Annotated in this window: 22 protein-coding genes; 13 read left to right on the forward strand and 9 right to left on the reverse strand. The window is 71.6% G+C overall.

Annotated elements, in window-relative coordinates; translation table 11 throughout:
- The first annotated feature begins 37 nt into the window (after positions 1-37).
- The 10 genes from ABGB18_RS27075 (at position 38) to ABGB18_RS27120 (ending at position 10,008) form a co-directional block, all read left to right on the forward strand.
- Positions 38-1,015 carry a ribose-phosphate diphosphokinase gene (locus ABGB18_RS27075; protein WP_347698413.1) on the forward strand — a complete coding sequence of 326 codons (978 nt, stop codon included), beginning with the start codon at positions 38-40 and terminating at the stop codon, positions 1,013-1,015.
- Positions 1,016-1,190: 175 nt separating this feature from the next.
- A complete protein-coding gene (locus ABGB18_RS27080) occupies positions 1,191-1,808 on the forward strand; it encodes a 50S ribosomal protein L25/general stress protein Ctc (RefSeq protein ID WP_347698414.1) in 618 nt (205 codons plus the stop codon).
- A gap of 64 nt (positions 1,809-1,872) precedes the next feature.
- Complete coding sequence (pth, locus tag ABGB18_RS27085) at positions 1,873-2,457, forward strand: aminoacyl-tRNA hydrolase (protein WP_347698415.1); 585 nt, start codon at positions 1,873-1,875, stop codon at positions 2,455-2,457.
- Positions 2,458-2,571: 114 nt separating this feature from the next.
- Positions 2,572-4,011 (forward strand): sugar transferase, encoded by a 1,440-nt coding sequence (locus tag ABGB18_RS27090; protein WP_347698618.1) that lies wholly within the window; start codon positions 2,572-2,574, stop codon positions 4,009-4,011.
- A complete protein-coding gene (locus ABGB18_RS27095) occupies positions 4,011-4,850 on the forward strand; it encodes a 3'(2'),5'-bisphosphate nucleotidase CysQ (protein WP_347698416.1) in 840 nt (279 codons plus the stop codon). Before ABGB18_RS27090 ends, ABGB18_RS27095 begins: the two co-directional genes overlap by 1 nt.
- An 18-nt stretch (positions 4,851-4,868) precedes the next feature.
- Complete coding sequence (gene cysD / locus ABGB18_RS27100; protein ID WP_347698417.1) at positions 4,869-5,783, forward strand: sulfate adenylyltransferase subunit CysD; 915 nt, start codon at positions 4,869-4,871, stop codon at positions 5,781-5,783.
- Positions 5,783-7,045, forward strand: a complete 1,263-nt coding sequence (gene cysN / locus ABGB18_RS27105; protein WP_347698418.1) for a sulfate adenylyltransferase subunit CysN — start codon at positions 5,783-5,785, stop codon at positions 7,043-7,045. Before cysD ends, cysN begins: the two co-directional genes overlap by 1 nt.
- A 91-nt stretch (positions 7,046-7,136) precedes the next feature.
- Positions 7,137-8,036, forward strand: a complete 900-nt coding sequence (locus ABGB18_RS27110) for a sulfotransferase (protein ID WP_347698419.1) — start codon at positions 7,137-7,139, stop codon at positions 8,034-8,036.
- A complete protein-coding gene (locus ABGB18_RS27115) occupies positions 8,033-8,941 on the forward strand; it encodes a glycosyltransferase family A protein (RefSeq protein WP_347698420.1) in 909 nt (302 codons plus the stop codon). The genes ABGB18_RS27110 and ABGB18_RS27115 overlap by 4 nt, the downstream gene beginning before the upstream one ends.
- Positions 8,942-9,090: 149 nt before the next feature.
- The gene (locus ABGB18_RS27120; RefSeq protein ID WP_347698421.1) at positions 9,091-10,008 is read left to right on the forward strand and encodes a WecB/TagA/CpsF family glycosyltransferase; all 918 of its coding nucleotides are present in this window, start codon (positions 9,091-9,093) and stop codon (positions 10,006-10,008) included.
- 83 nt (positions 10,009-10,091) lie between these two features.
- Here the strand turns inward: ABGB18_RS27120 and ABGB18_RS27125 are convergent, their stop codons facing one another.
- From ABGB18_RS27125 to ABGB18_RS27150, 6 genes are read right to left on the reverse strand one after another with little or no spacing between them, the layout of a single operon-like run.
- Positions 10,092-11,003 (reverse strand): sulfotransferase, encoded by a 912-nt coding sequence (locus tag ABGB18_RS27125; RefSeq protein ID WP_347698422.1) that lies wholly within the window; start codon positions 11,001-11,003, stop codon positions 10,092-10,094.
- Positions 11,000-12,280, reverse strand: coding sequence for a lipopolysaccharide biosynthesis protein (locus ABGB18_RS27130; RefSeq protein ID WP_347698423.1), 1,281 nt, complete (start codon positions 12,278-12,280; stop codon positions 11,000-11,002). The genes ABGB18_RS27125 and ABGB18_RS27130 overlap by 4 nt, the downstream gene beginning before the upstream one ends.
- On the reverse strand, positions 12,268-13,122 hold the full coding sequence (locus ABGB18_RS27135) for a sulfotransferase domain-containing protein (protein WP_347698424.1): 855 nt from the start codon (positions 13,120-13,122) through the stop codon (positions 12,268-12,270). The genes ABGB18_RS27130 and ABGB18_RS27135 overlap by 13 nt, the downstream gene beginning before the upstream one ends.
- Positions 13,119-14,015 (reverse strand): hypothetical protein, encoded by an 897-nt coding sequence (locus tag ABGB18_RS27140; RefSeq protein ID WP_347698425.1) that lies wholly within the window; start codon positions 14,013-14,015, stop codon positions 13,119-13,121. The genes ABGB18_RS27135 and ABGB18_RS27140 overlap by 4 nt, the downstream gene beginning before the upstream one ends.
- A complete protein-coding gene (locus tag ABGB18_RS27145; RefSeq protein WP_347698426.1) occupies positions 14,012-15,310 on the reverse strand; it encodes a hypothetical protein in 1,299 nt (432 codons plus the stop codon). The genes ABGB18_RS27140 and ABGB18_RS27145 overlap by 4 nt, the downstream gene beginning before the upstream one ends.
- Positions 15,307-16,611, reverse strand: a complete 1,305-nt coding sequence (locus tag ABGB18_RS27150) for a Wzz/FepE/Etk N-terminal domain-containing protein (protein WP_347698427.1) — start codon at positions 16,609-16,611, stop codon at positions 15,307-15,309. The genes ABGB18_RS27145 and ABGB18_RS27150 overlap by 4 nt, the downstream gene beginning before the upstream one ends.
- 375 nt (positions 16,612-16,986) lie before the next feature.
- Between ABGB18_RS27150 and ABGB18_RS27155 the strand changes: the two genes are divergently transcribed.
- The gene (locus ABGB18_RS27155) at positions 16,987-18,048 is read left to right on the forward strand and encodes a hypothetical protein (protein WP_347698428.1); all 1,062 of its coding nucleotides are present in this window, start codon (positions 16,987-16,989) and stop codon (positions 18,046-18,048) included.
- 128 nt (positions 18,049-18,176) lie between these two features.
- On the opposite strand, the gene ABGB18_RS27160 is transcribed toward ABGB18_RS27155, so the two are convergent.
- The 3 genes from ABGB18_RS27160 to ABGB18_RS27170 form a co-directional block, all read right to left on the reverse strand.
- Positions 18,177-19,097 (reverse strand): sulfite exporter TauE/SafE family protein, encoded by a 921-nt coding sequence (locus ABGB18_RS27160; protein ID WP_347698429.1) that lies wholly within the window; start codon positions 19,095-19,097, stop codon positions 18,177-18,179.
- A gap of 7 nt (positions 19,098-19,104) precedes the next feature.
- Positions 19,105-20,319: an adenylyl-sulfate kinase gene (cysC, locus tag ABGB18_RS27165; protein WP_347698430.1), complete on the reverse strand. Its 1,215-nt coding sequence runs from the start codon at positions 20,317-20,319 to the stop codon at positions 19,105-19,107.
- A 70-nt stretch (positions 20,320-20,389) separates the two neighbouring features.
- Positions 20,390-21,109: a class I SAM-dependent methyltransferase gene (locus tag ABGB18_RS27170; RefSeq protein WP_347698431.1), complete on the reverse strand. Its 720-nt coding sequence runs from the start codon at positions 21,107-21,109 to the stop codon at positions 20,390-20,392.
- Positions 21,110-21,171: 62 nt separating this feature from the next.
- On the opposite strand from ABGB18_RS27170, the gene ABGB18_RS27175 reads away from it, so the two are divergent.
- Together ABGB18_RS27175 and mfd are read left to right on the forward strand one after the other, a co-directional pair.
- Entirely contained in the window at positions 21,172-21,540 is a 369-nt protein-coding gene (locus ABGB18_RS27175) for a signal peptidase I (RefSeq protein ID WP_347698432.1), read from the forward strand.
- 143 nt (positions 21,541-21,683) lie between these two features.
- Complete coding sequence (gene mfd / locus ABGB18_RS27180; RefSeq protein ID WP_347698619.1) at positions 21,684-25,172, forward strand: transcription-repair coupling factor; 3,489 nt, start codon at positions 21,684-21,686, stop codon at positions 25,170-25,172.
- Positions 25,173-25,196: the final 24 nt, after the last annotated feature.

Raw genomic sequence — 25,196 nt, forward strand, 5'->3', positions numbered from 1 at the left:
ACAGCCACACGGTCATGAGGCCGCCGAAGGAGGTCTCATGACCAGCATCAAGCAGCCGGGCGAGAAGAATCTCATGCTCTTCTCCGGCCGGGCCTACCCCGAACTGGCCGACGAGGTCGCCGCGCACGTCGGCGTCTCGCTCACTCCCACCAAACTGATCGATTTCGCCAACGGCGAGATCTACGCCCGCTATCTGGAGTCCGTACGCGGCTGCGACGCGTTCGTCATCCAGAGCCACACGGGCCCCATCAACAAGTGGATCATGGAACAGTTGATCATGGTCGACGCGCTGAAGCGGGCCTCCGCCAAGCGCATCACCGTGGTCATGCCGTTCTTCGGCTACGCCCGCCAGGACAAGAAGGGCCGCGGCCGCGAGCCGATCACGGCCCGCCTGATGGCCGATCTGTTCAAGACCGCGGGCGCCGACCGGCTCATGTCGATCGACCTGCACACCTCGCAGATCCAGGGCTTCTTCGACGGCCCGGTGGACCACCTGTTCGCGATGCCGGTGCTGGAGAGCTACCTCAAGGACAAGCTCGACCTGGAGAACACCACCGTCGTCTCGCCCGACACCGGCCGCGTGCGGCTGTCGGAGCGCTGGGCGGACACGCTCGGCACGCCGCTGGCGTTCATCCACAAGCGCCGCGACCTCGACGTGGCCAACTCGGTGAAGGTCAGCGAGGTCGTCGGAAAGGTGCAGGGCCGCACCTGCGTGCTGATCGACGACATGATCGACACCGCGGGCACGATCTGCAAGGCCGCCGACGCCCTCTATGAGCAGGGCGCCACCAACGTGCTCGCCGCCGCGACCCACGCGGTCTTCTCCGATCCCGCGGTCGACCGGCTGAAGAACTCGCGCATCTCCGAGGTCATCGTCACCAACACGCTGCCGCTGGGCGAGGCCAACCGCTTCGACAAGCTGACGGTGCTGTCCATCGCACCGCTGATCGCCCGCGCGATCACGGAGGTGTTCAACGACGGCTCGGTCACGAGCCTGTTCGAGGGTGACACCTGAGCCGTGACTGATCCGGGCCGCGACGGGCGCCCGTCGCCTCGTCGCGCCCCGGACCAGAACGAAGCGCGGCGGACAACGCAGTAGACTGACGGGGTTGCGCTCGTAACGCCTTCCGCTAGGGCGGGTGAGGGTGAGCGCTCGACCAGTCGAATCCCGTGCATCCCTAGGAGATGTCGTGTCCGAAGTACGTATCGCCGCCGAGCAGCGCACCGAGTTCGGCAAGGGCGCAGCCCGCAAGATCCGCCGCTCCGACAAGGTGCCCGCCGTTCTCTACGGGCACGGCATCGACCCCAAGCACCTCACCCTGCCCGGCCACGAGGTGCTGCTCGCGCTGCGCACGCCCAACGTGCTGATCCACCTCAAGGGTGACGACGTCGACGAGCTGGCCCTGCCCAAGGGCGTGCAGCGCGACCCGATCAAGGGCTTCGTCGAGCACGTCGACCTGCTCCTGGTCCGGCGCGGTGAGAAGGTCACCGTCGAGATCCCGGTCACCACCGTCGGCGACGTCAACCCCGACGGCCTGCTCGACCAGCAGCTCGTCAGCATCGCCGTGGAGGCCGAGGCCACCCACATCCCGACCGGCGTCGAGGTCGACGTCGAGGGCCTGGAGGTCGGCACCGCGATCACCGCCGCCCAGCTCCGGCTCCCGCAGGGCGCCACGCTGGCCGCCGACCCCGAGGCCGTGGTCCTCCACGTCATCAACAAGCCGGTCGAGGCTCCGGCGGAGGAAGAGGCCGCCGAGGGTGAGGTCGCGGCCGTGGGCGAGGCCGCCGAGGCCCCCGCCGCCGAATAACACGTTCTCCGGTGAACGGGGCGGCGCCGTACGGGCCGCCCCGTTCCGCTGGTAAGGGGTGCAGATGGATCGCTGGCTGATCGCCGGGCTGGGCAACCCAGGGCCGGAATACGCGGGCAACAGGCACAACGCGGGCTTCATGGTGCTCGACGAGCTGGCAGCCAGGGCCGGCGGGCGGTTCAAGGCGCACAAGAGCAGGGCCGAGGTGTGCGAGACGCGCGAGGCCGTCCTGGCCAAGCCCCTGACCTACATGAACCTGTCGGGTGGCCCCGTCAAGGCGCTCTCCGACTTCTACAAGATCGTCCCGGACCGGCTGATCGTCGTCCACGACGAGCTCGACGTCCCCTACGGCGCGTTGCGGGCCAAGCTCGGCGGCGGCGACAACGGCCACAACGGGCTCAAGTCGATCACCAAGGTCCTCGGCACCCGCGACTACCTGCGGATCCGCTTCGGTATCGGGCGTCCGCCCGGCCGCATGGACCCCGCGAGCTTCGTGCTGCGGGACTTCGCCACCATGGAGCGCAAGGACCTGCCCTTCCTGGTCGACCGGGCGGCCGACGTCGTGGAGTCGCTGATGGCCCGCGGCCTGGAGACCACCCAGAACGAGTACCACCGGGCTGATCTGCACATATCCGGCCCTCCACGCTGATCACCGCATAGAGCCGTTCGCCGGTTCGCGCGCATTCCCGCGACTACGATCAGTGACTGTCCGTTCAGGAATGGTCACCTGGAGGCGCGCGTGCGCGGTGAAGCCCGCGGACTGATGACCGTTGTCGGCTCCGGGCCCGCCGCGTCCCGGCGGGGGAGCCCGCGCACGCCGGCCTGGGTCCGCTCCTACCGCCTGCACGCGGTGCTGGCCGACCTGTGCGGGGCGGGCATCGGGGCCTGCGGCGCCTTCTGGGTGCGGTTCGGCGGGCTGACCCCGTACGCGCTGCCGTACCTGCTGGTCAGCCTGGCGCTGCCGGTGGTGTGGTGTTGCGCGGTGGCGCTCAACCGGGCCTACGAGCCGCGGATGCTGGGCGTCGGCTCCGAGGAGTTCCGCCGGGTCATGCAGGCGGGTGTGGCGCTCATCGCGGGCACCGCCATCGGCTCCTACCTCACCAAGACCGACGTCGCGCGCGGCTACGTCGTGCTCGCCCTGCCGCTCGTCACGCTGCTCACCCTCGTCTTCCGGTACGCCCTGCGGCGCGGCCTGCACCGGCGCCGGGCGCGGGGCGAGTGCATGCGCCGGGTGGTCGCGGTCGGCCATCCGGCCTCGATCGCCGAGCTGGTGCAGCTTTTCCGCAGGGAGCGTTACCACGGCATGGACGTCGTGGCCGCCTGCGCGCCGGGCGGCGCGCCGGGCGGGCAGGTGGGCGACGTGCCGGTCGCCGGCGACCTCAGCGACGTGGCGATCGTGGTCGGCCAGTTCGGCGCCGACACCGTGGCCGTACTGGCCTGCCCCGAGATGGACGGCCAGACGCTGCGGCGGCTGGCCTGGCGGCTGGAGCGCACGCACACCGAGCTGGTGGTCGCCCCTGCGCTGATGGACGTGGCCGGGCCGCGCATCATGATCCGACCGGCCGCCGGGCTGCCGCTGCTGCACGTGGAGCACCCCGAGCTGGCCGGGGCCAGGCAGCTCGCCAAGAACATCTTCGACCGGCTGGTCGCCGCCGCGCTGCTGGTGCTGCTGGCGCCGCTGCTGGCGGGCCTCGCGGTCGCCGTGCGGGTGACGAGCCCGGGGCCCGCGCTGTTCCGGCAGACCAGGGTGGGCAAGGACGGCACGCTCTTCACGATCGTGAAGTTCCGTACCATGCGTCGTGGTTCGGAGCAGCAGAGGCTCACCCTGGTCAGCGACCGCTCCGGGGTGCTGTTCAAGATCCGAAACGATCCGCGGGTCACGCCGCTCGGCACGGTCATGCGCCGGCACTCGCTTGACGAGCTGCCCCAGCTCATCAACGTCGTACGCGGCCACATGTCCCTGGTCGGCCCCCGGCCCCCGCTGCCGGAGGAAGTCGCGCGCTACGGTGACGACGTGCGCAGACGCCTTCTCGTACGCCCCGGCCTCACCGGGCTGTGGCAGGTGAGTGGAAGATCTGACCTATCGTGGGAGGAATCCGTTCGCCTAGACCTGCGTTACGTGGAGAACTGGTCCCTCACCATGGACCTCCAGATCCTGTGGAAGACTTGGTCGGCCGTCGCCCGTGGGCAAGGAGCTTATTGATGACGATTCGCGACGACCACGCAGTGGCCGCCGACCTGGCGACCGAAGCAGGCGAGAGGCTGCTGCGGGTTCGCGACCGGCTGGGATTCGGCGACTCGTCCGCCCTGCGGGCCGAGGGCGACCGGTCCTCCCATGTCTTTCTGATGGAGTCGCTGGCCCGGCTGCGGCCGAGTGACAACATCCTGTCCGAAGAGGCCACCCGCGAGGAGCGGCTCGACCCGCGCCGGCTCCGCGCCGACCGGGTGTGGATCGTCGATCCGCTCGACGGCACCCGCGAGTTCTCGGAGCGGCGAGCCGGCCCCGGAAGCGGCAGCCCGCGTAACCAGGACGGGGCCGAAGGGAGCGCGACCATCGGCACAGCGGAGGGCCGCTCCGACTGGGCCGTGCACGTGGCGCTGTGGGAGCGGGGCAAGCTGGCGGCGGGCGCCGTGGCGCTGCCCGCCCAGGGCCGCACGCTGACCACGGCCGACCCGCCCAAGCGGCCCGTCCACGAGGGGGGCCGCTTCCGGATTGCCGTGAGCCGCACCAGGCCGCCCGAGTTCGTACAGAAACTCGCCTATCTCGTCGGCGCCGACCTGGTGCCGATCGGGTCCGCCGGGGCCAAGATCTCCGCCGTGCTCACCGGCGAGGTCGAGGCATACGTGCACGCCGGCGGTCAGTACGAGTGGGACTCCGCCGCGCCGGTCGCCGTCGCCCAGGCGGCCGGGGCGCACGCGAGCCGCATCGACGGGTCCGAGCTGACCTACAACCAGGCCGACCCGTCACTACCGGATATCCTTGTTTCCCTACCGGAGCTGGCGGCATCGCTGCTCGCCGGGATTCGGGACCTGCATCGCTAACCGCCGGAGGAAGCTCCCATGCTCCAGCGCGACTACACGACGTCGCAGCTCGACGTGCTCGAAGCCGAGGCCATCCACATCATGCGAGAGGTGGCGGCAGAGTTCGAGCGTCCCTGCCTGCTCTTCTCCGGGGGCAAGGACTCGATCGTCATGCTCCGCCTCGCGGAGAAGGCGTTCTGGCCGGCGGCCATTCCGTTCCCGCTCATGCACGTTGACACGGGACACAATTTCGATGAGGTCATCGAGTTTCGCGACCGCCGCGCCGCGGAGCTGGGCGCGCGGCTGATCGTGGCGAGCGTGCAGGACTCGATCGACCAGGGCAGGGTGGTCGAGGAGACCGGGCGGCGCGCCTCGCGCAACCGCCTGCAGACCACCACGCTGCTCGACGGGATCGAGGAGCACGAGTTCGACGCGGTCTTCGGCGGTGCCCGGCGGGACGAGGAGAAGGCCAGGGCCAAGGAGCGGGTGTTCTCCTTCCGCGACGACTTCGGGCAGTGGGACCCGAAGAACCAGCGCCCCGAGCTGTGGAACCTCTACAACGCGCGCATCCGCAAGGGCGAGCACATCCGCGTCTTCCCGCTGTCCAACTGGACCGAGCTCGACGTCTGGGACTACATCCGGCGCGAGGGCATCGAGATCCCCTCGATCTACTTCGCCCACACCCGCAAGGTGTTCGAGCGCGACGGCATGCTGCTGCCCGACTCCGAGGTCGTGCAGCGGGGCGACGACGAGCCGCTGTTCGAGGCGGTGGTGCGCTACCGGACCGTGGGCGACATGACCTGCACGGGCGCCGTGCAGTCCCCGGCCGCCACGGTTGAGGAGATCATCGAGGAGATCGCGGCCACCCGGATCACCGAGCGCGGGGCCACCAGGGCCGACGATCGCTCGTCCGAGGCCGCCATGGAAGATCGGAAGCGAGAGGGTTACTTCTAATGGACATTCTTCGCTTTGCGACCGCGGGGAGCGTCGACGACGGCAAGTCCACCCTCATCGGTCGGTTGCTCTTCGATTCCAAGGCCATCTTCGAGGACCAACTGGAGGCGGTCGAGCGCACCTCGCGCGACCGGGGCACCGAATACACCGACCTGTCGCTGCTGACCGACGGCCTGCGGGCCGAGCGGGAGCAGGGGATCACGATCGACGTGGCGTACCGATATTTCGCGACGCCACGCCGCAAGTTCATCATCGCCGACACGCCCGGCCACATCCAGTACACCCGCAACATGGTCACCGGGGCCTCCACCGCCGACCTGGCGATCATCCTGATCGACGCCCGCAAGGGCGTGCTGGAGCAGTCGCGCAGGCACGCGTTCCTGACCTCGCTGCTGCGGGTGCCGCACCTGGTGCTGGCGGTCAACAAGATGGACCTGGTCGACTACTCGCAGGAGCGCTTTGAGGAGATCAGGGAGGAGTTCACGGCGTTCGCCTCCAAGCTCAACGTCGCCGACCTCACCTTCATCCCGATCTCCGCGCTCAACGGCGACAACGTGGTCTCGCGCTCCGAGAACACGCCCTGGTATCTCGGCACGTCGCTGCTGCACCACCTGGAGAACGTGCACATCGCCTCCGACCGCAACCTGACCGACGTGCGCTTCCCCGTCCAGTACGTCATCCGCCCCCAGCGCGCCACCGAGCACGCCTTCCACGACTACCGCGGCTACGCGGGCCAGGTCGCGGGTGGCGTGCTGAAGCCCGGCGACGAGGTCGTGCACCTGCCCTCGGGGCTGACCACGCGGATCGCCTCGATCGACACCTTCGACGGGCCCGTGGAGGAGGCGTTCCCGCCCATGTCGGTGACGCTGCGCTTCGAGGACGACCTCGACATCTCGCGCGGCGACATGATCGCCCGGCCCAACAACCAGCCGCAGGTCGCGCAGGAGCTGGAGGCGATGGTCTGCTGGATGGCCGACGGGGTCAAGCTGACGCCGCGTTCCAAGCTGTCGATCAAGCACACCACCCGTTCGGCCCGCGCCCTCGTACGCGACCTGCACTACCGGCTCGACGTCAACACCCTGCACCGGGACGAGGAGGCCACCTCGCTCGGCCTCAACGAGATCGGCCGGGTGTCGCTGCGGGTCACGCAGCCGCTGTTCGTGGACGACTACGCGCGCAACCGGCAGACCGGCGGGTTCATCCTGGTGGACGAGGCCACCAACGGCACGGTCGGCGCCGGCATGGTCATCGACGCGAACTGAAGGTAGATCTTTTGGTCGTTCCGTGACCTGTTGATTACTCTCCGCGTTAGGGTCTTCGCGTTCCGTATTCACCACGCGAAGGCCCTTCTCCGTGAATGATCGTGCAATCACCGCCCGAGTGATCTACCTGGGTGGTCTCGGCCGCAGCGGCACCACTCTGCTGGAGAGGCTCCTGGGCGAGCTTCCCGGCGTGGTGGCACTCGGGGAGGTGACGCACCTTTGGGAGAGGGGGGTCATCTCGGAGGAGCTCTGCGGGTGCGGCGTGGCGTTCCCCGCCTGCGCCTTCTGGCGTCAGGTGGGGGAGCGCGCGTTCGGCGGATGGACCCGGCCGCTGGCCGAGCGGGTCCTCGAACTCCGGCGCCGCGTCGACCGCACGCGCAGGATCGGCCGGATCGCCCATCCCGATCTGGCCGAATACGCGCGGATCCACCGGCTCCTGTACGACGCCGTGGACGCCCCGGTCGTGATCGACTCCAGCAAGCACGCGTCGCTGGCCTGCTGCCTGCTGGCGAGCGGGATGGACCTGCGGATCATCCACGTGGTCAGGGACCCGCGCGCGGTCGCCCACTCCTGGGGCAGGACCGTACGGCGGCCCGAGGACGGGCGCCCCATGACCCGCTGGGGCCCGGCCCGCACGGCGATCCACTGGACCGCCCAGAACGCCGCCATCGAGCTGCTCCACGGCCGTGGTGGGCGGGTGATCAGGATCCGCTACGAGGACCTCGTCGCCGCCCCGGAGGACATGCTCGTGGCCCTGGCCCGGCTGCTCGGGCTGGCCGAGCCGGAGCGGCCGTTCCTCGACGGGCGCACCGCGTGGCTGGGCCCCTCGCACACCGCCTCCGGCAATCCGATGCGTTTCCACCTGGGGCGGGTGGAGCTGCGCAGGGACGACTCGTGGGTGTCGGGGCTGCCCCGGCGGGACCGCCGGGTGGTCGACGCCCTCACCTGGCCGCTCAGAGCCAGGTACGGCTACCGGGGGGCGGCGGCGTGACCCCGTCCGTCGGCGTCGTCGTACCCACCCGCGGCGACCGGCCCGCCCAGCTCCGCGAGGCGGTGGCGGCGGTGCTGGCCCAGGACTACCCGGGCAGGCTCTCCGTGGCCGTGGTGGTGGACGCCCCGCTCCCGGATGGTGTGGTGGCCGACCAGGTGGCGAGTGTCGTCATCGGGGCTCGCCACACGGTTCGCGTCCTGCCCAACACGCTCACCGCCGGGCTCCCCGGGGCGCGCAACACCGGCATCGCGGCCTGCGACACCGACCTCGTAGCCTTCTGCGACGACGACGACCTCTGGCTGCCGGGCAAGCTCGCCGCGCAGGTGGGGGCGCTGCGGGACGGCGGTGAGTTCGCCAGTTGCGGCATCGAGGTGGAGTACGGGTGCCGCCGCGTGCCCCGGCTCGCCGGGACCTCGGTCGTGACCGTGGACGATCTGGTCCGCTCGCGGATGGTGATGGTGCACTCGTCGACGTTCCTGTTCGAGCGTGGCGGATTGTGGGCCGACGAGAGCGCGCCCGCCGGTCAGAACGAGGACTGGGACCTGGCCCTGCGCGCCGCCCGGAGGCATCCCATCGTGCACGTCGATCGGCCGCTCGTCCGGGTCCGATGGGGCGGATCCCACTATGTCGCCCGATGGGCGGATCGCATCGCCGGGCTCGACTGGATGCTCGCCCGGCACCCCGAACTGGCCGTGGATCGGCGTGGCGCGGCGCGGGTCTACGGCCAGCTGGCCTTCGGCCACGCGGCCCTGGGGCACCGGCGCGAAGCCGCCCGCTGGGCCGCCCGGTCGCTCAAGGCCCGCTTCGCCGAACCGCGCGCCCCGATCGCCCTGGCGGTCGCCGCCGGCCTCGTGTCGGCACCCAGAGTGCTCTCGGCCCTGCACAACCGGGGGCACGGCATTTGACCCCACCCGATCCCCGCATCCTCGCCCAACGCCCCGGTGCCGACCCGACCCGGGCAACGACATCCGTGGCGGCCGAGCCCGCGCAGGTAGCGCCGCCCTTCGCTCTGACGATGCCCACCGTGTCCGTGGCGTTAGCTTCCGCTTCTGCGGTGCCTGGCCCGGTGGCGGGCGTGGTGGCGGGCGTGGTGGCGGGCGTGGTGGCGGGCGTGGTGGGGGGCGCTGACATAGTGGACAGGCCCGCGCCCGCGGCGGCCGAGCTCACACCGGTCGCTGCGGAATGGACTGGTCCGGTGCCCGGGCGGACCGCCGCCGAGCGGGTGTGGGTGGGCGGGATCGGTTTCGACGCGCTCACCGAGGGCGAGGTCGTCCGGTGGGTGGCCGCCGAGCTGGCGGCGGGACGGGGCGGCCGGATCGTCACCCCGAACGTCGACATCTGCCGGGCCGCCGCCAGCGATCCCGCGCTCCGGGACCTCGTGTGCGCCGCCGACCTCGTGGTGGCCGACGGGATGCCGCTGGTCTGGGCCGCCAGACTGCTCGGCACCCCCGTGCCCGAGCGGGTCACGGGGGCCGATCTCATCTGGTCGCTCAGCGAGCTCGCCGCCCGGCACGGCTGGCCCGTCTACCTGCTCGGCGGCCCGCCGGGCGTGGCGCTCCAGGCCGCCGACCGGCTCACCGCCCGCCACCCACGGCTGCGGGTGTGCGGCGCGCACGCGCCGCCCTACGGCTTCGACGCCACCCCGGAGGGGATCGAGAGCGTCCGGGCGAAGGTTGTCGCGGCCCGGCCCAAGCTGGTGTTCGCCGGGCTCGGGTTCCCCCGGCAGGACCGGCTCGTCGCCGGCCTGCGGGACGCGCTGCCGGGCACCTGGTTCCTGGGCTGCGGGGCGGCCGTCGGCTTCGCGGCGGGCACCGCCCCCCGGGCGCCGGAATGGCTGCGCAGGGCAGGGCTGGAGTGGGCGTTCCGGCTGGCCGGCGAGCCCAGGCGGCTGGCGCGGCGCTACCTGGTGGACGGCCTGCCGTTCGCGGGGCGCCTGCTGGGCGGCGCCCTGGCCGTGCGGCTCGGGAGATGAGAGGCGCCCACGCGGGCGGCAGGGGAGCAGGACGCCGAGGCGACAGGGGAGCAGGTCCGTCCAGGCGATGAGAGCGCGCCCGTCTACGTGGTGAGGGTGCGGATACGGGTGATCTCGTCCGGGGTCAGGCCGCGGGTGGCGTGGCTGAGGGCGTGACGGGGGTCCATGCGGCGGTAGGCCGTGCGGGAGAGGCCGGACCAGGTGAAACCCGCCCCGGTCGCGCGGGCTGAGCCTGGCCGGTCCGTGCAGGCGCGGGTGATCCGGCCTTCGGCGGCCGGGGTCCAGGGCAGGCCCGCGTGGGCGTACAGGCGCTGGAAGCCGGGGAGCGGGTCGGCGGCCAGGGACTCGTACGAGGTGAGCAGGATGCCGGGGGTGCGGGCCAGGATCGTGTGGGTCGCCCGCCACAGGGCGGCCGTCTTGGCCACGTGGTCCTGGGAGCCGACGAGGGCACGCAGCTCCAGCAGCTCCGGATGGTCGCGGACCAGCAGCGGCTGCTCCAGCAGCTCGTGGAAGTAGACGGTCCACCCCAGCCGCCGCCAGCTCGCCACGAACGACACCGGGTCCCGTACCAGCGCGATCACCCGGCACCCCAGCCGCGCGGCGAACCAGCCCGCGCTCAGCACCGCGAACGGGTCGTCCAGCAGGGCGCGCCGGCCCGCCAGCCGGCCGAAGGCGAAGGCGGTGCCGTAGCGGAGGAGGCGGGCCAGGTCGTACGGGGAGCGGTTGGCGCGCAGCTCGGCGAGCCAGCGGTAGCGCAGCGCCACCGTGTCGCGGAAGGCGGGCAGCCAGGAGGCGGCGTTGTCGTCGCAGATGTACTGGAACCTGTGGGTCACGGGGGCTTTGAGCACCCCCGGGCAGCGGCCGGGCGGGTGCTCGGGGTTGAGGGGTTCGTTGACGTAGACGAGGTCGCCGCCGGCGGCCAGCATCCGGCCGGTCCAGCTCGTGCCGCTCCTCGGGAGCCCGGTCACCAGCACGGGAGGCGGCTCCTCGCTCATGCCGCCGCCCGGACGCGCAGGGCCGTCAGGGTGTGGCGGCCGAACGGGTGCAGGCGGTAGCGGCGGTGCAGTTGCCACAGGGGGAGCAGGTTCTTCACGATCACGCCGCCCGACCAGCCGATGACCGCCCCCAGCGCCCCGTGCGCCGGGATCAGGGCCACGTCCAGGACCAGGGTGCAGGAGACGGCGGCCAGCAGGTTGAGCAGGCTCGTGCCAGTGTGCCCGGCCGCCGTCAGCACGACGTCCACCATCCCGCAGGCGGTGGCCACCATCATCGTCCCGGCCAGCACCAGCGCCACCGGCGCCGCCGCGTCGTACGAGGGGCCGAACACCCGCAGCACCACGGGCGCCAGCACGGCGTAGGCCAGCCACACCGGCCACGTCAGCAGCACCAGCCAGAGCGTCGCGGCCTGGTACAGCTCCCTGGCCAGCGCCGCCTCCCCGGTCGCCAGCGCGCTGACCAACCGAGCCTGTACGGCCTGCGCCAGCCCCTGGTTGGCGAGCTGCCCCGCCACCTTGAACCGGGTGGCGGCCGTGTAGACGGCGGCCTGCGCCGGCCCGGCGAGCAGCGCGACGATCACGATGTCCACCCGCTGGAACACCGCCTGGACCGCCCCCGCGACCGACCGGGGAGCGGTGTACCGCCACAGATCCCGCCCGGTGCCCGGCAGGTAGCGACCGGGCGGCACCCGCCCGCGCAGCGCCGCCGCCGCCAGCACCGGCACCACCGCGTACGGTGCCGCCCACGCGAACGCCAGCCACCCGGCCACCCCGGCACCGGACACCTCCCCGCCAGCCGCCGCCCAGGCGACGACGGCCACCAGCGCGAGCTGGCACCCGGGCACCACCACCCCGTCCAGCACCACGGTGGGCCGCACGGCCCCGAACCCCCGGGTGGCGGCCAGCAGGACGTCTCCCACCACCATGACCGGCAGTGCCACCGCCAGCGGCCCCAGCCGCGGATACAGCGCCACTCCGGCGGTGCAGGACACCACCGCGCACGGCACCACGGCCGCCCGGATATATCCGGATATGCCGAGATACCCATACGCCTTCGCTCGCGCGATGAAGTACACGAGCCCGTTCCCCGCATCCAGCTTCGCGACCCCGGCCACCATCAGCGCCAGCGCGGTCGCGGTGAAGAACGCCCCCGCCTCCGCCGGAGCGAACGCCCTGGTCACGACCACCACCAGCGCGAGCTGCAGCCCCGCGCAGGCCACCGCCCCGGTGACCCCGGCGATCCCCTTGCGCCCCAGCACGCCGGTCACCGCCGCCACGAGGGCTCACCATCCAGCCACCGCGCCAGCCGAGCGTCGTACGGCTCGAAGTGGTCCCGCAGCGCCCGCTCCAGGGCCTGGGGCACCGGCCGGGGGAGGGCGCGGCGGTTGTGCCGCTCGAACTCCGGATAGCCCAGGTGCGGCATCCCCAGGAACTCCAGCACCAGGTCATAGACCGGCTCCGGCTCGGCGAAGAACCGGTGGCTGTCCAGCACCAGGATGTGCTCGCGGCCGATCAGCGGCTCCAGCCGGTCGAGCTGCTCGGCGTAGCGGCCGCGCGCCAGGTAGCCGTGGTGGCGGTGCGAGTGGTGCAGGGCGTGGGGCGACTCGCGCAGCAGCTCCTCGGCCCCGGCCAGGCGCCGCGCCTCCAGCTCCACCGCGTACTCGAAGTGGGACTCCGTCTCGAAGCCCCTGGCCAGCTCGTGGGCGTGGGCGGAGGAGGCCCGCGCCACCGGGTCCCGGACCAGCACGATCAGCTTCACCCCCGGCAGGTCGGCCGCGATCCGCTCCCCGGCCAGCGGGTGGAACAGGTAGTAGGGGGCGGACTCGAAGGCGAGGGCCCCGGCGCCGTACCGGTGGGCTAGCAGCGCCGCGCTCATCCGCAGCGGGAAGTGCGCCTGATACCAGGGCATTCCGCGCCCGTAGCCGACGTCGAAATAGTGCACCCCCTTGTGCAGCACCGGCTTGAGCAGCAGCGGGTGCTGAGCCAGCGCCCGGTAGAGCGAGGTGGTGCCGCACCGCTGCGCCCCCGCGATCAGGAACGACGGCAACACCCGCGCCCGCGCGGACAGCCGTCCTGCCGCCCGCGACACCGACATCAGTGACCGCTTCGTCGTTCTCACGTCAATAGCTCCTCGTGGTCGGCGACCGGGCTGAGCCAGGACTCCGGCGGCCCGAGCGGTGAGTGCCCGTCGGCGGCGTGGCGGTCGGCCAGCGCGATCAGGTAGCGCAGCGCGGTCTGTCTGGCCGCCGCCCCGGACACGCCGAGCGGCGCCAGCTCGCGTGCGGCCCGCGCCAGGCACGCCTGCGCCGCCAGCGGCGGGTCCATCCGGCGCAGCGCCCGCTGGAAGAAATGGTGTACGGCGTCGAAGCCGTACGGGACGCCGACCTCGTAGCGCTCCCAGTCCCACACCAGCACCCGGCCGTCCCGCGACGGGCACATGTTCCACGGCGCGAGGTCCCCGTGCCAGGCCGGGGACGGCCCCCCGGTGCCCGCGATCTCCTTGATCGCGTCGAGGAGGAGCCGCCGCGGCACCTGGCGGCGGCGTACCGGCAGTGGTGAAAGTGCCAGCACCGCGAGCCCCCGCCAGGAGCCGTGGTGCAGCACGCGGGGCACGGTGACCGTGTCCAGCGGCAGTCCGGCCAGCCGGCGCAGGGCCGCCGCCTCTGCGGTGACCAGGGCGCGAGCCCGCTCGCTGTCACCGATCTTCACGAACGCCAGCCGCCGCCCGCCGGACCGGGCCTCAAGGACGGGCTTCCGGTTGGCCCGCAACGCCGGCCGTACGTGGAGAACGGTCTCCACCGGGCGCCCCAACACCTCGCCGAGATGCGCCGCGATGGACCCCTCGACCGGCACCACGACCCGGGGCCAGGGATGCCACCAGCGCCGCGGCGCCAGCCGCCGGGGCACGGCCGCGTGCGGCAGCACCGTGTACGCCCGGGGCGAGCCCGCCCCCGGATACAGCAGCCGTACGGTGTCCGCGAGGTATTCGAGCCGGACCGCGGCGTCGTTCATGCGTTACTCCGAAGGCAGGCGTCACTCCGCGTGGAGTTCCGCCACAGCAGGGCGAATGAGATGAGATAGAGGCTGAGCGGCGTGACCAGGCCGTCGTAGACGAACATGTAGAGCAGGACGAGCCCCATCACCAGCACCCCGGCCAGCCCCACCGGGCTGCGGTCACGCCAGTGGCGGCGGATCGCCCCCAGGAAGAACGCCACGTAGAGCGCCGCCCCGGTGAACCCCTGCGTGATGATCAGCAGCCAGAGCTGCCCGTCGCTGCCCAGCGGCGGATGCCCGCACCCCTCGCACCACTGGGTCTTGCCCGTGGTGATCGTGCGGTGGTTGCCCAGGGCGTTGCGGGTGTTGCCGTAGCCGATGATCGGAGAGTGGCCGGCCGCCGCGAGGGTCGCGGTCACGGTGAAGGCCCGGATGTCGTTGGAGTGCGGTTTGTCCAGCCGCTGCATGACGAGGGAGGCCAGCGGGCTGAGCGCGAACGCCAGCGCCGCCGCCGTCACCGCCCCGCACAGGACGACCCTCGTGCGCCCGCCCACCCGGACGACCACGTAGAGCACGGCCAGGCCGAGGCCGATCCAGAGGCCGCGGTTGAGCGAGTAGACGACGGGGATCGCGGCCAGGGCGAGCACGGCGGCCACGAAGACCTTCTGCCGCGACCCGCCGTACACCCACCAGCCGACCACGAACCAGACCAGCAGCACCGACGCGTTGCTGCCCCACGCGTTCGCCCACTCGAACGGCGCCTCCGGCCTCGGCAGGGAGAACCCCAGCACCTTCTGGGTCTGCGCGGCGGTGGGGTGGATGAGGTTCTGTACGAACGAGTTGCCCGCCAGCCAGTCGGGCAGCAGCAGCTCCATCGGAGCGGTGAAGGCGAAGCCGGGGAAGAACACGCCGAGCAGCCCGCCGGCGACCGTGGTGACGAACAGCACACCCAGCATCCGGACGAGCCGGAGCTGCGGCAGCTCGCGTTCGGTCAGGCTGCCCAGGTAGAGCACCATGACCAGGACGGCCACGTAGAGTGCCAGCCGCATGACGTAGCCGATCACCCGGCCGGGTCCGAGGTCGCCGTACGTGCCGGGCGGCGACTCCGCCAGCATCAGTGCGCTCACCAGGTATCCGGCCAGCAGCAACGCCCACAGCCCGAACCCGCGCGGCACCCTGACCGGCCTGCGCCGCCACAGCACCACCGCCATCGGCACCGCGAGCACGATCACCGACAGCCCGCCGAACCCCAGCGCCCACCAGAGCGGGTAGCCGACCAGCAGGGCCCCGATGGGCCACGCGGGCCCCCTCACGTCGGATTGCCGGGCCGCCGCCGGTGGTGCAACGCCTGCATGGGCGTGGTCTCGGCGGACACGCTCACCTCCAGCTCGCCGGTCGCGACGAGCTTGCCGAGCGAGGTGTGCGGGCGCGGCTCCAGCAGCGGTACGAACGAGGGCACCGCGTCGGTCGCCGTCACCACGCCGACGACCGGCACGTCGTGCTCGGCCAGCTTGCGCGCGGCGGCGGAGACCTCGGTCGAGCTGACCCGGCCCAGCCCCACGAGCAGCAGCGCCGCCTCCGCCCTGGCCAGGTCGCGCACGTCGGAGCCGTCGAGCACCGACAGCGGCGCGGTGACGGCCAGCGGCTCGGCCAGCGATGACGCGTACAGGTCGGCGGGCAGCGCCTTGACCAGCAGCCGCCGGCGGGTGGTCGCCCCCTGGCACGCGGCGACCACGGTGCAGGCCAGCTCGTGCAGCACGTCGGGATCGCGCGGGCCCGACAGGTCGGCCAGCACCCGCAGCCCGGTCAGCCGCTCGACGTCGGCGGCCGTGCGCAGCCGCCGGTCGAGCCGGTCGCGGGTGTAGGCGGCGGCGGAGCCGACGAGCAGCCCGGCCATCAGCCCGGTGCCGAGGTGCAGCGGCAGGCTGGGCGAGCTGGGCGCGGCCGGCGGCGTGGCCTGGCTGATGATCGTGCCGGGGGTCACCGCGACCGTCCGCAGCGCGTCGTACTTCAGCGCCAGGCTGGCGGCCTGCCGGTTGAGCACGCCCTGGCGCTGGGCGGCGATGGCGTGCTCGGCGCTGCCCCTGGGCAGCCCGCCCAGCTCCTTGATCACCAGGCTGATCCCCGCGTTGACCTGCTTGAGCTTGGCCAGCACGGCCTGCTGCTGCGCGGCCATCGCGGTCAGCGTCGACTCGCGGCGGTTGGCCAGGTAGGCCTCCGCGTACGCGCGGGACTGGGCCGCCGCGCCGACCGGCTCACCGGTCGTCACCGAGATCCACAACACCGACGAGTTGGGCGGCACCGACACCTCGGCCGGCTCGGGCGCGCGGCCCGCCAGCGCCCCGGCCGCCCGCGCCGCGACCACGGCCGACCGCGCGATCTGCGCCTCGGTGTCGAGGTTGAGCGGCTCGCGCTGACGGGCGGTCACCTGGTTGCCCGGCTCCTGCGCGCCGACCGGCATGACGAGCACCTGGGTGGTCGCGGTGTAGGCGGGCGGTGTGAGGCGCATCAGCGCCAGCCCCGCCGTGCCGCCGAACACGACGCAGCCCACGAGGACCAGCCACCGCCTGCGCAAGAGGGCGAGGTGCTCGTCCAGGTCCGTGCCGGAGCTCATGGGGGAGTTTCTCCTGGATTCGTCACGTGCCGGGGTGCCCGCCCACTATAGGGCGACCGGTCAATTCCCTGGGGCAATACACAAGATTTTTTCCGTACGGCCGAAAAAGCGTCACTTCTTAAAGCGAAATATCCGGAAATTCTGGCGACCGGGAGCCGTGATGAGCTGGGGAGACTCTCACACTGGCTGAAGTTCCAGGAATCACATGGCAAGGTTCAGGTTTGATAGGCGGGGGTCATTCGACGAGGGGGTTGAAAGGCTTTGCAGCTACGGGGAATTTCACATTCTGCTACGAATATCGCGTTCATCGCGGCGATGGTCGCGATGCTGGCCGCTTGCTCCGGCGCGGCCGGTTCCCACGCACGCCCGACGGCGGTGGCGGCCCCGCGAACGGTCACCGGGACGCTCCCGGCGACGGCCGCCGGAGCGGTCACGACGCCGGTTCCCGGAGCGACTCCCGAGGCGGTCAGGGCCCCGGGGGCGGCGACGGTGGCGGGCGCGCCCTCCTGCACGGCCACCACGAGGCTCATCCCGTCGTGCGGCGTCTGGTGGGGCATCGCGCCCGAGGTCTTCAGCGGGGCGCCGGTGGACCAGGCGCTGCATGCCGCGGAGTCGCGCATGGGCGCCGCCGCCGACGTCCTGCACGTCTACCACCGGGGCAGCGAGCTGTTCCCCACCGGCGCCGAGATCAGACTGGCCCGCGACCCGGCCAGGCCGCGGCTGCTCATGATCAACTGGAAGCCGTCGTTCGAGCACACCTGGGCGGAGATCGCCGACGGCGCCCTCGATGCCCGGATCACCCGGCTGGCAGGCCACCTCAGGCGTACCTTCCCCGAGCGGTTCTTCCTCACCGTCCACCACGAGCCGGAGAACGATGTGGACGACTCGGCCGGCTCGGGCATGCGGGCCACCGACTACGCGGCCATGTTCCGGCACGTGGTGCTCCGGCTGCGGGAGGAGGGGGTGAAGAACGCGGTCATGGTGATGACGTACATGGGGGCGCCCAACTGGGCGGCCAAGCGCTGGTTCGAGGACCTCTATCCGGGCGACGACGTGGTGGACTGGGTGGCCATGGACCCCTACGCAGATGACCGGGTGCGCGACTTCGACGGGCTGGTCAACAAGCGGCGCAAGGAATATCCGGACTGGCCGGGGTTCTACCGGTGGATGCAGGCGCGCTTCCCCGGCAAGCCGGTCATGGTGGCGGAGTGGGGGGTGTTCGGGCGGGCCGAGGATCCCGCGTTCAAGCGGGCGTTCTTCGAGTCGGTGCGCCGGCAGATCAAGCGTTATCCGCAGATCAAGGCGCTGCTCTACTTCGACTCACCGCAGGCGCCACGCGGTGACACGAGCTTCGACACGGGGTCCGGGGCCGGCCGGGCGTTCACGGAACTCGCGCGAGATCCGTACTTTCGATCGACTCGCGTACCGCGACCCTGACCCGCGTGTCTCATGGCCTCACTGCGTGAGGCGGCTCGGTCGCCTGATGCCGCCGCCTTCCCCCGCTCTGGTCGCTTCGCTCCCGCCGCTCCTCCAGGCGACGGCACTCCCTCGCGTGTCTCATGGCCTCACTGCGTGAGGCGGCTCGGTCGCCTGATGCCGCCGCCTTCCCCCGCTCTGGTCGCTTCGCTCCCGCCGCTCCTCCAGGCGACGGCACTCCCTCGCAGGCGCCACCCCGCGACGGTGACCGCCGAGGCGGTGGCGAGCGCGCAGACGGTCACCATGGTGCTCACGTTGAGCAGCTTGAGCGCCGAGGCCAGCAGGACGATCGCCAGCAGGGCCCTGATCAGGCCGCCGGGGGCGCGGGAGGAGATCCGGGCGCCCAGATAGACGCCCGGGATCGAGCCGATGAGCAGCGACAGCGTGAGGTGCAGCTGGAAGTCGCCGAACAGCAGGTGGCCGATGGCGGCCGCGGCGACCAGCGGCACGGCCTGCACCAGGTCGGTGCCGACGAGTTGGTTGGCCTTGAGCGCGGGATAGAGCACGAGCAGGGCCACGATGATCAGGGATCCGGATCCGACGGAGGAGATGCCGACCACCAGTCCGCCTACCGTACCGACCAGTAGGGTCGGAATTGGTCGCACGACGATCTCGTGCGTGTTCGCCGTTCCGCCCCTCGCGCCGAGCCAGCTCTTGACCGCCATGCCCGCGACGGCCAGCAGGAGCGCCACGCCCAGCGCGTAGGAGACCGCGTCGCTGACCGCGAACGCCCGCGCCAGGAACACCCCGCAGAAGGCGGCCGGCACCGACCCCGCGCACAGCCAGCCCACCAGGCGCAGGTTGACCGTGCCCCGGCGCAGGTGGACCACGCTGCCGACGGGCTTCATCACGGCCGAGGCGACCAGGTCGCTGGAGACGGCGGCCAGCGGCGGGACGTTGAAGAACAACATCATCATCGGCGTCATGAGCGCCCCGCCGCCCATCCCGGTCAGCCCGACCACCACCGCGACGACGAAGGACCCGCCGATCAACGCCCAGTCCGCACTCATCGGTCACTCACCGGACCCAGCCTCCTGACCGCAGCGCCTCCAGCACCTGGGAGACTGCCGCATCGATGGTGATGTGTGTGGTGTCGATCACGAGATCGGCGTCGTCCGGCTCCTCGTAGGGGTCGGAGATGCCGGTGAACTCCGGGATGAGCCCGGCGCGGGCCTTGGCGTACAGGCCCTTGCGGTCGCGCCGCTCGCACTCCTCCAGCGGCGTCGCGACGTGCACGAGCAGGAAGTCGGCGCCGACGGACTCGACCATCTCGCGCACCTCCGCGCGGGTGGCCTCGTAGGGGGCGATGGGCGCGCAGATGGCCAGGCCGCCGTGGCGGGCGGCCTCGGCGGCGACGAAGCCGATGCGGCGGATGTTCAGGTCGCGGTCGGCCTTGGAGAAGGTCAGCCCCTTGGACAGCAACTGGCGCACCACGTCGCCGTCGAGGTAGGTCACCGTGCGGCTGCCCAGCTCCAGCAGGGCGTCGCGCAGGCCGCGGGCGATCGTGGACTTGCCGGAGCCGGACAGGCCGGTGAAGAAGACCACCAGGCCGCGGCGGTGCGGCGGGCCGGGGATGGTCACCGGCTCGGGGCCCGCCAGGTGCTCGGCGGCGCCGTAGGCGGTGGCGACGTGCTCGCGCAGCTCCAGGTCGATCTCGGGCTCCTCGCGCGGAGCCAGGGGCACGGAGACCACGATCGTGCCGGCGGGCAACCGCTCCTGGGCGCGCAGCGCGGCGCGTACGACGGCGGGGCCCGCCTCGCCGTACGAGAGGGGGAGCAGCACGATCACCGCGTCGAGCTCCTTGGCGGTGGCGACGATCTCGGAGAGGTCGTCGAGCGGGCCGCGCATGGTGACGGCCAGCGCCGGGCGCCCCCCGAGCTCCTCCCTCACCTCCGCGGGAGTGCGCCGCAGGCGCGCGAACGGCCCGTGTTCCGGCGTGCCGAGCCCCTTGATCGGCCCCGAGGTCAGCCCGTCGGCCTCCTGGGCGCTCACCGTGAGCGCGGCCAGCGGCAGGCCCTCCGGATCGAGCAGCGTGACCTCGTCGCCCGGGGACACCTCGGCGTCCAGATGGAGGGTGACGGGCGCGGGCCACGGGGTGCCGTCGGCCAGCCTGCCGCGCTCGTGCACCGCGTGCAGGTCATCATGACCGAGGAACCCCGTGAGCGGCTCGAACGCGCCGGACAGCAGCAGTTCGAGATCGGCCAGCTCGCGCGGCTCGGGGGTCCACTCCACGTTTCCTACGTCCCAACTATTCCGATTAAATTGGTAGGAAAGGAGTCTACCGACTGATGCCAGTGCGTCGCTAGAGAAGCCGGGCGAAGTGGTGCTGAGGCTTCCTGATCACCATGGTGATCTCGTCGTGAGAGGCAGGGTAGCGACCATAGGTCAGCTTGGCGATGGTGGCGACCGCGGCGCCGCCGATCCGGCCGTTGCGGGCGGGGCCGCTGGTGTTGCGGACGTCGTCCGTGATCAGCAGGCCCCGGCTGAGGCAGAACGCGTGCATGCCGTCGCTCGACGTCAGCCGCTCGTAGACGGTGGGCAGCGGGCCCGGCCGCTCGGTGCCGACGAGGGGCCGCCACAGCAGGCGGCGCAGCCACGACGGCGTGAGGCGGTCGAGCAGGCCGTATGCCGACCCGCGGTCCCGCATGCGCAGCAGCACCAGGCCGCCGGGGCGCAGGGCCTGCAGCAGGCGGTCGAGCACCAGCTCGGCGTGGCGGATGCGCTCCAGCAGGAACGAGAGCTGGATCACGTCATAGGACCTGGGTTTCAGCGGGATGCTGCGCAGGTCGCCGAGCGACCACGAGACCAGGTCCGCCCGCTCCTCCATGACGCCCCGGATCACCGGGTGGTCCTCGTCGGCCCCCATGGACCTGGTCTCGATGTGCTCCAGCTCCAGCGGCTCGTCGTGCGCGCATCCTGCTACGAGCACGTCGAGGCGCCTGCTCAGCTGCTCCGCGCAGTGTTCGCGGATCCTTTGACCGAAGAGATCGCCTTTCCAGGCGACCGATCGCACCTCAGACATGTTACCTACAGTAATCAGTCGAGCATTAAGAGTAAGGCGTTTTCCCTGCTAGCGTCCTTCCCGTGAGTGACGGGGTGTACACCGGCAATGCCGGCATTGACGCTGCGGGCGACCGAGGCTGGCTCCTCGGCCACTTCAAACCCCCCGGGGATCCCCGGCACAGCGAGGATGTCGAGATCAAGTGGGGTGTGCACCCGCCGGGCGACGAGCGGGCGGAGTGGGTGCGGGGTGAGGCCCGTACGGCGCTGCTCGTGCTCATCAGCGGCCGGTTCCGGGTCGAACTGCCGGGCCGCAGCGTGCTGCTGGCCGAGCCGGGCGACTATGTGGTGTGGGGCAAGGGCGTCGACCACACGTGGCGGGCGGAGGAGCAGTCGACGGTGCTCACCGTGCGCTGGCCGTCCGTGCCGGGCTACAAGGTGCCCGGGCCGTAGGGCGGACGGCCGGCGATGAGCCTGGTCGAGCCTGGTCGGCGGCTCGGGGGGACGGACGCGCGAGTACCCTTGGGGGAGACCCCCGCGACCTGACCCGGCCGGGGGTAGTCGTGTTGCCGCATCTGGGGCTGTGGGCGTATCTGATGAGTCTTTCCGGGCTACTTGACCTTGTTCGCGCCGACCCGAAACTGACCGCCGCTCTCGAAGAGGGCGGCGATGTCTCGCTGATCGCGCCCGCGGCGCTACGGCCGTTCGGCGTGGCCGCGCTGGCCGGTCACGACCAGCGGACCGTGGTGGCCGTGACCGCGACCGGGCGCGAGGCGGAAGACCTCGCCGCGGCCCTGACCAGCCTCATCGAGCCCAGCTCGGTCGCGGTTTTCCCGGCGTGGGAGACGTTGCCGCACGAGCGGCTCTCGCCGCGCAGCGACACCGTGGGGCAGCGGCTGGCCGTGCTCAGGCGGCTGGCGCACCCGGTCAAGGGCGACACCGCCGCCGGGCCGCTCAGCGTGATCGTGGCGCCGATCCGGGCGCTGCTGCAGCCCATCGTCAAGGGGCTCGGCGACCTGGAGCCGATCAGGTTGCGGGCCGGCGACGACGCCGACCTCGAAGACGTGGTAGACCAGCTCGTCGACAACGGCTACCACCGGGTCGACATGGTGGAGCGGCGCGGCGAGGTGGCCGTGCGGGGCGGGCTGCTCGACGTGTTCCCGCCGACCGAGGAGCACCCGCTGCGGCTGGAGTTCTGGGGCGACACGGTCGAGGAGATCCGCTGGTTCAAGGTGGCCGACCAGCGCTCGCTGGAGGCGGCGGAGGACGGGCTGTTCGCGCCGCCGTGCCGGGAGCTGCTGCTGACCGGCGAGGTCCGGGCCAGGGCACGGGAGCTGGCCGAGGAATACCCCGCGCTGGCCGAGGTGCTCGACCAGCTCGCCGAGGGCACGCCGGTCGAGGGGATGGAGGCGTTCGCCCCGGTGCTGGCCGGGGAGATGGACCTGCTGCTCGACCACCTGCCGATCCGGTCGGCGGTGTTCGTGTGCGACCCCGAGCGGCTCAGGGGGCGGGCCGAGGAGCTCGTACGCACCTCCCAGGAGTTCCTCGAAGCCTCCTGGATCAACGCGGCGGCCGGTGGCGAGGCGCCCATCGACCTCGGGGCGGCGGCGTTCCGCTCGCTGGAGGAGATCCGCGCGCACGCCGACGCGCTGGGGCAGCCGTGGTGGACGATGGCGCCGTTCGGCGCCGGGGTGGAGCTGGCCGCGCAGGACTCGGAGGCCTACCGCGGCGACACGGCCAAGGCGCTGGCCGACATCAAGGGCTGGCTGGCCGACGAGAAGGCGGTCGTGCTGCTCAGCGAGGGTCACGGGCCCGCCGAGCGCATGGTGGAGCTGCTCAAGGGCGTTGACGTGCCCGCCAGGCTGCGCACGTTCCTGGACAAGGCGCCCGAGCCCAAGGTCGTGCACGTCACGACCGGGCTGATCGAGCACGGCTTCATCACGCCCAGCCTGGCCGTCCTCACCCATCTGGACCTGGTGGGGCAGAAGGCCTCCACCAAGGACATGCGTCGCCTGCCCTCGCGCCGCCGCAACATGGTGGACCCGCTCCAGCTCAAGGTCGGCGACCACGTGGTGCACGAGCAGCACGGCGTGGGCCGCTACGTCGAGATGGTGCAGCGTACGGTCCAGGGCGCGACCCGCGAATACCTGGTGATCGAATACGCCAAGGGCGACCGCCTCTACGTGCCGACCGACCAGCTCGACGAGGTCACCCGCTACGTCGGCGGCGAGTCCCCCACACTCAACCGCATGGGCGGCGCCGACTGGGCCAAGGCCAAGTCCAGGGCGAAGAAGGCGGTCAAGGAGATCGCCGGGGAGCTCATCCGCCTCTACTCCGCCCGTATGGCCTCGCCCGGCCACGCGTTCGCGTCGGACTCGCCCTGGCAGCGGGAGATGGAGGACGCCTTCCCCTACGCCGAGACGGGCGACCAGCTCGCGGCCATCGACGAGGTCAAGCGCGACATGGAGCGCGGCGTGCCGATGGACCGGCTGATCTGCGGCGACGTCGGCTACGGCAAGACCGAGATCGCGGTGCGGGCGGCGTTCAAGGCGGTACAGGACGGCAAGCAGGTGGCGGTGCTGGTGCCGACGACGCTGCTGGTGCAGCAGCACATGTCGACGTTCACCGAGCGGTTCTCCAGCTTCCCCGTGGCGCTCAGGCCGGTCTCCCGCTTCCAGACCGACAGTGAGGTCAAGGGCACCCTCGACGGGCTCAGGTCGGGCGCGGTGGACGTGGTGATCGGCACCCACCGGCTGCTCAGTCCCGAGGTCAGGTTCAAGGACCTGGGGCTGATCATCATCGACGAGGAGCAGCGGTTCGGCGTCGAGCACAAGGAGGCGATGAAACACCTGCGCACGCAGGTGGACGTGCTGGCCATGTCGGCCACGCCGATCCCGCGCACGCTCGAGATGGGGCTGACGGGCATCCGCGAGATGTCCACGATCCTCACGCCGCCGGAGGAGCGGCATCCGATCCTCACGTTCGTGGGCCCGTACGAGGAGAAGCAGATCGGCGCCGCGATCCGGCGCGAGCTCATGCGCGACGGCCAGATCTTCTTCGTGCACAACCGGGTCGCCTCGATCAACCGGGTGGCCGCGCGGCTGCGCGAGCTCGTGCCCGAGGCGCGCATCGCGGTGGCGCACGGGCAGCTGAACGAGCACCAGCTCGAAAAGATCATGGTGGGCTTCTGGGAGCGTGAATACGACCTGCTCGTCTCCACCACGATCGTCGAGTCCGGGCTCGACGTGCCCAACGCCAACACGCTGATCGTGGACCGGGCCGACAACTACGGCCTGTCGCAGCTCCACCAGTTGCGCGGGCGCGTCGGGCGGGGCAGGGAGCGCGGTTACGCCTACTTCCTCTATCCGCCGGAGAAGCCGCTGACCGAGACCGCGCACGAGCGGCTGGCCACGATCTCGCAGCACACCGAGATGGGCGCGGGCATGTACGTCGCGATGAAGGACCTGGAGATCCGCGGCGCGGGCAACGTGCTGGGGGCCGAGCAGTCCGGGTTCATCGCGGGTGTCGGCTTTGACCTCTATGTCCGGTTGATGGCCGAGGCCGTACAGGAGCAGAAGGCCAAGCTGGCGGGCGCGGAGGTGCCCGAGGAGCAGGCCGAGGTCAAGGTGGAGCTGCCGATCAACGCCCACATCCCGCACGACTACGTCACCTCCGAGCGGCTGCGGCTGGAGGCGTACAAGCGGATCGCGGCGATCACCGCGCAGATCGACATCGACGAGGTGCGCGACGAGCTGACCGACCGCTACGGCAAGCCGCCGGTCGAGGTGGAAAACCTGCTGGAGGTGGCCAGGTTCCGGATCAAGGCGCGGCAGGCCGGGCTCACGGACGTCACGCTGCAGGGCCAGAACATCAAGTTCGGTCCCGTTCGGCTGAAGGAGTCGCAGCAGGTGCGGCTCGACCGGCTGTACAAGAAGGCGATATACAAGCAGGCGGCGGAGACGCTGCTGGTGCCGATTCCCAAGACCAAGCCGCTGGGCGGGCAGCCGCTGCGCGATCTCGACCTGCTCAAATGGTGCGGTGACCTGGTCGAGGCGATGTTCCTGGAGCCCGCACGGGTAAGCTAGCGGCGATTTTTGGGTTGGAAAGGG

The sequence above is a fragment of the Nonomuraea sp. B12E4 genome, assembly GCF_039871825.1.
GTDB lineage: Bacteria > Actinomycetota > Actinomycetes > Streptosporangiales > Streptosporangiaceae > Nonomuraea.

Bases quoted from the DNA above. Each gene is read 5' to 3' on its own strand.
- ABGB18_RS27075 (WP_347698413.1), top strand. From the start codon at position 38: ATGACCAGCATCAAGCAGCCGGGCGAGAAGAATCTCATGCTCTTCTCC.
- pth (WP_347698415.1), top strand. From the start codon at position 1,873: ATGGATCGCTGGCTGATCGCCGGGCTGGGCAACCCAGGGCCGGAATAC.
- ABGB18_RS27090 (WP_347698618.1), top strand. From the start codon at position 2,572: ATGACCGTTGTCGGCTCCGGGCCCGCCGCGTCCCGGCGGGGGAGCCCG.
- ABGB18_RS27095 (WP_347698416.1), top strand. From the start codon at position 4,011: ATGACGATTCGCGACGACCACGCAGTGGCCGCCGACCTGGCGACCGAA.
- cysD (WP_347698417.1), top strand. From the start codon at position 4,869: ATGCTCCAGCGCGACTACACGACGTCGCAGCTCGACGTGCTCGAAGCC.
- cysN (WP_347698418.1), top strand. From the start codon at position 5,783: ATGGACATTCTTCGCTTTGCGACCGCGGGGAGCGTCGACGACGGCAAG.
- ABGB18_RS27125 (WP_347698422.1), bottom strand. From the start codon at position 11,003: ATGAGCGAGGAGCCGCCTCCCGTGCTGGTGACCGGGCTCCCGAGGAGC.
- ABGB18_RS27140 (WP_347698425.1), bottom strand. From the start codon at position 14,015: ATGAACGACGCCGCGGTCCGGCTCGAATACCTCGCGGACACCGTACGG.
- ABGB18_RS27150 (WP_347698427.1), bottom strand. From the start codon at position 16,611: ATGAGCTCCGGCACGGACCTGGACGAGCACCTCGCCCTCTTGCGCAGG.
- ABGB18_RS27160 (WP_347698429.1), bottom strand. From the start codon at position 19,097: ATGAGTGCGGACTGGGCGTTGATCGGCGGGTCCTTCGTCGTCGCGGTG.
- ABGB18_RS27170 (WP_347698431.1), bottom strand. From the start codon at position 21,109: ATGTCTGAGGTGCGATCGGTCGCCTGGAAAGGCGATCTCTTCGGTCAA.
- mfd (WP_347698619.1), top strand. From the start codon at position 21,684: ATGAGTCTTTCCGGGCTACTTGACCTTGTTCGCGCCGACCCGAAACTG.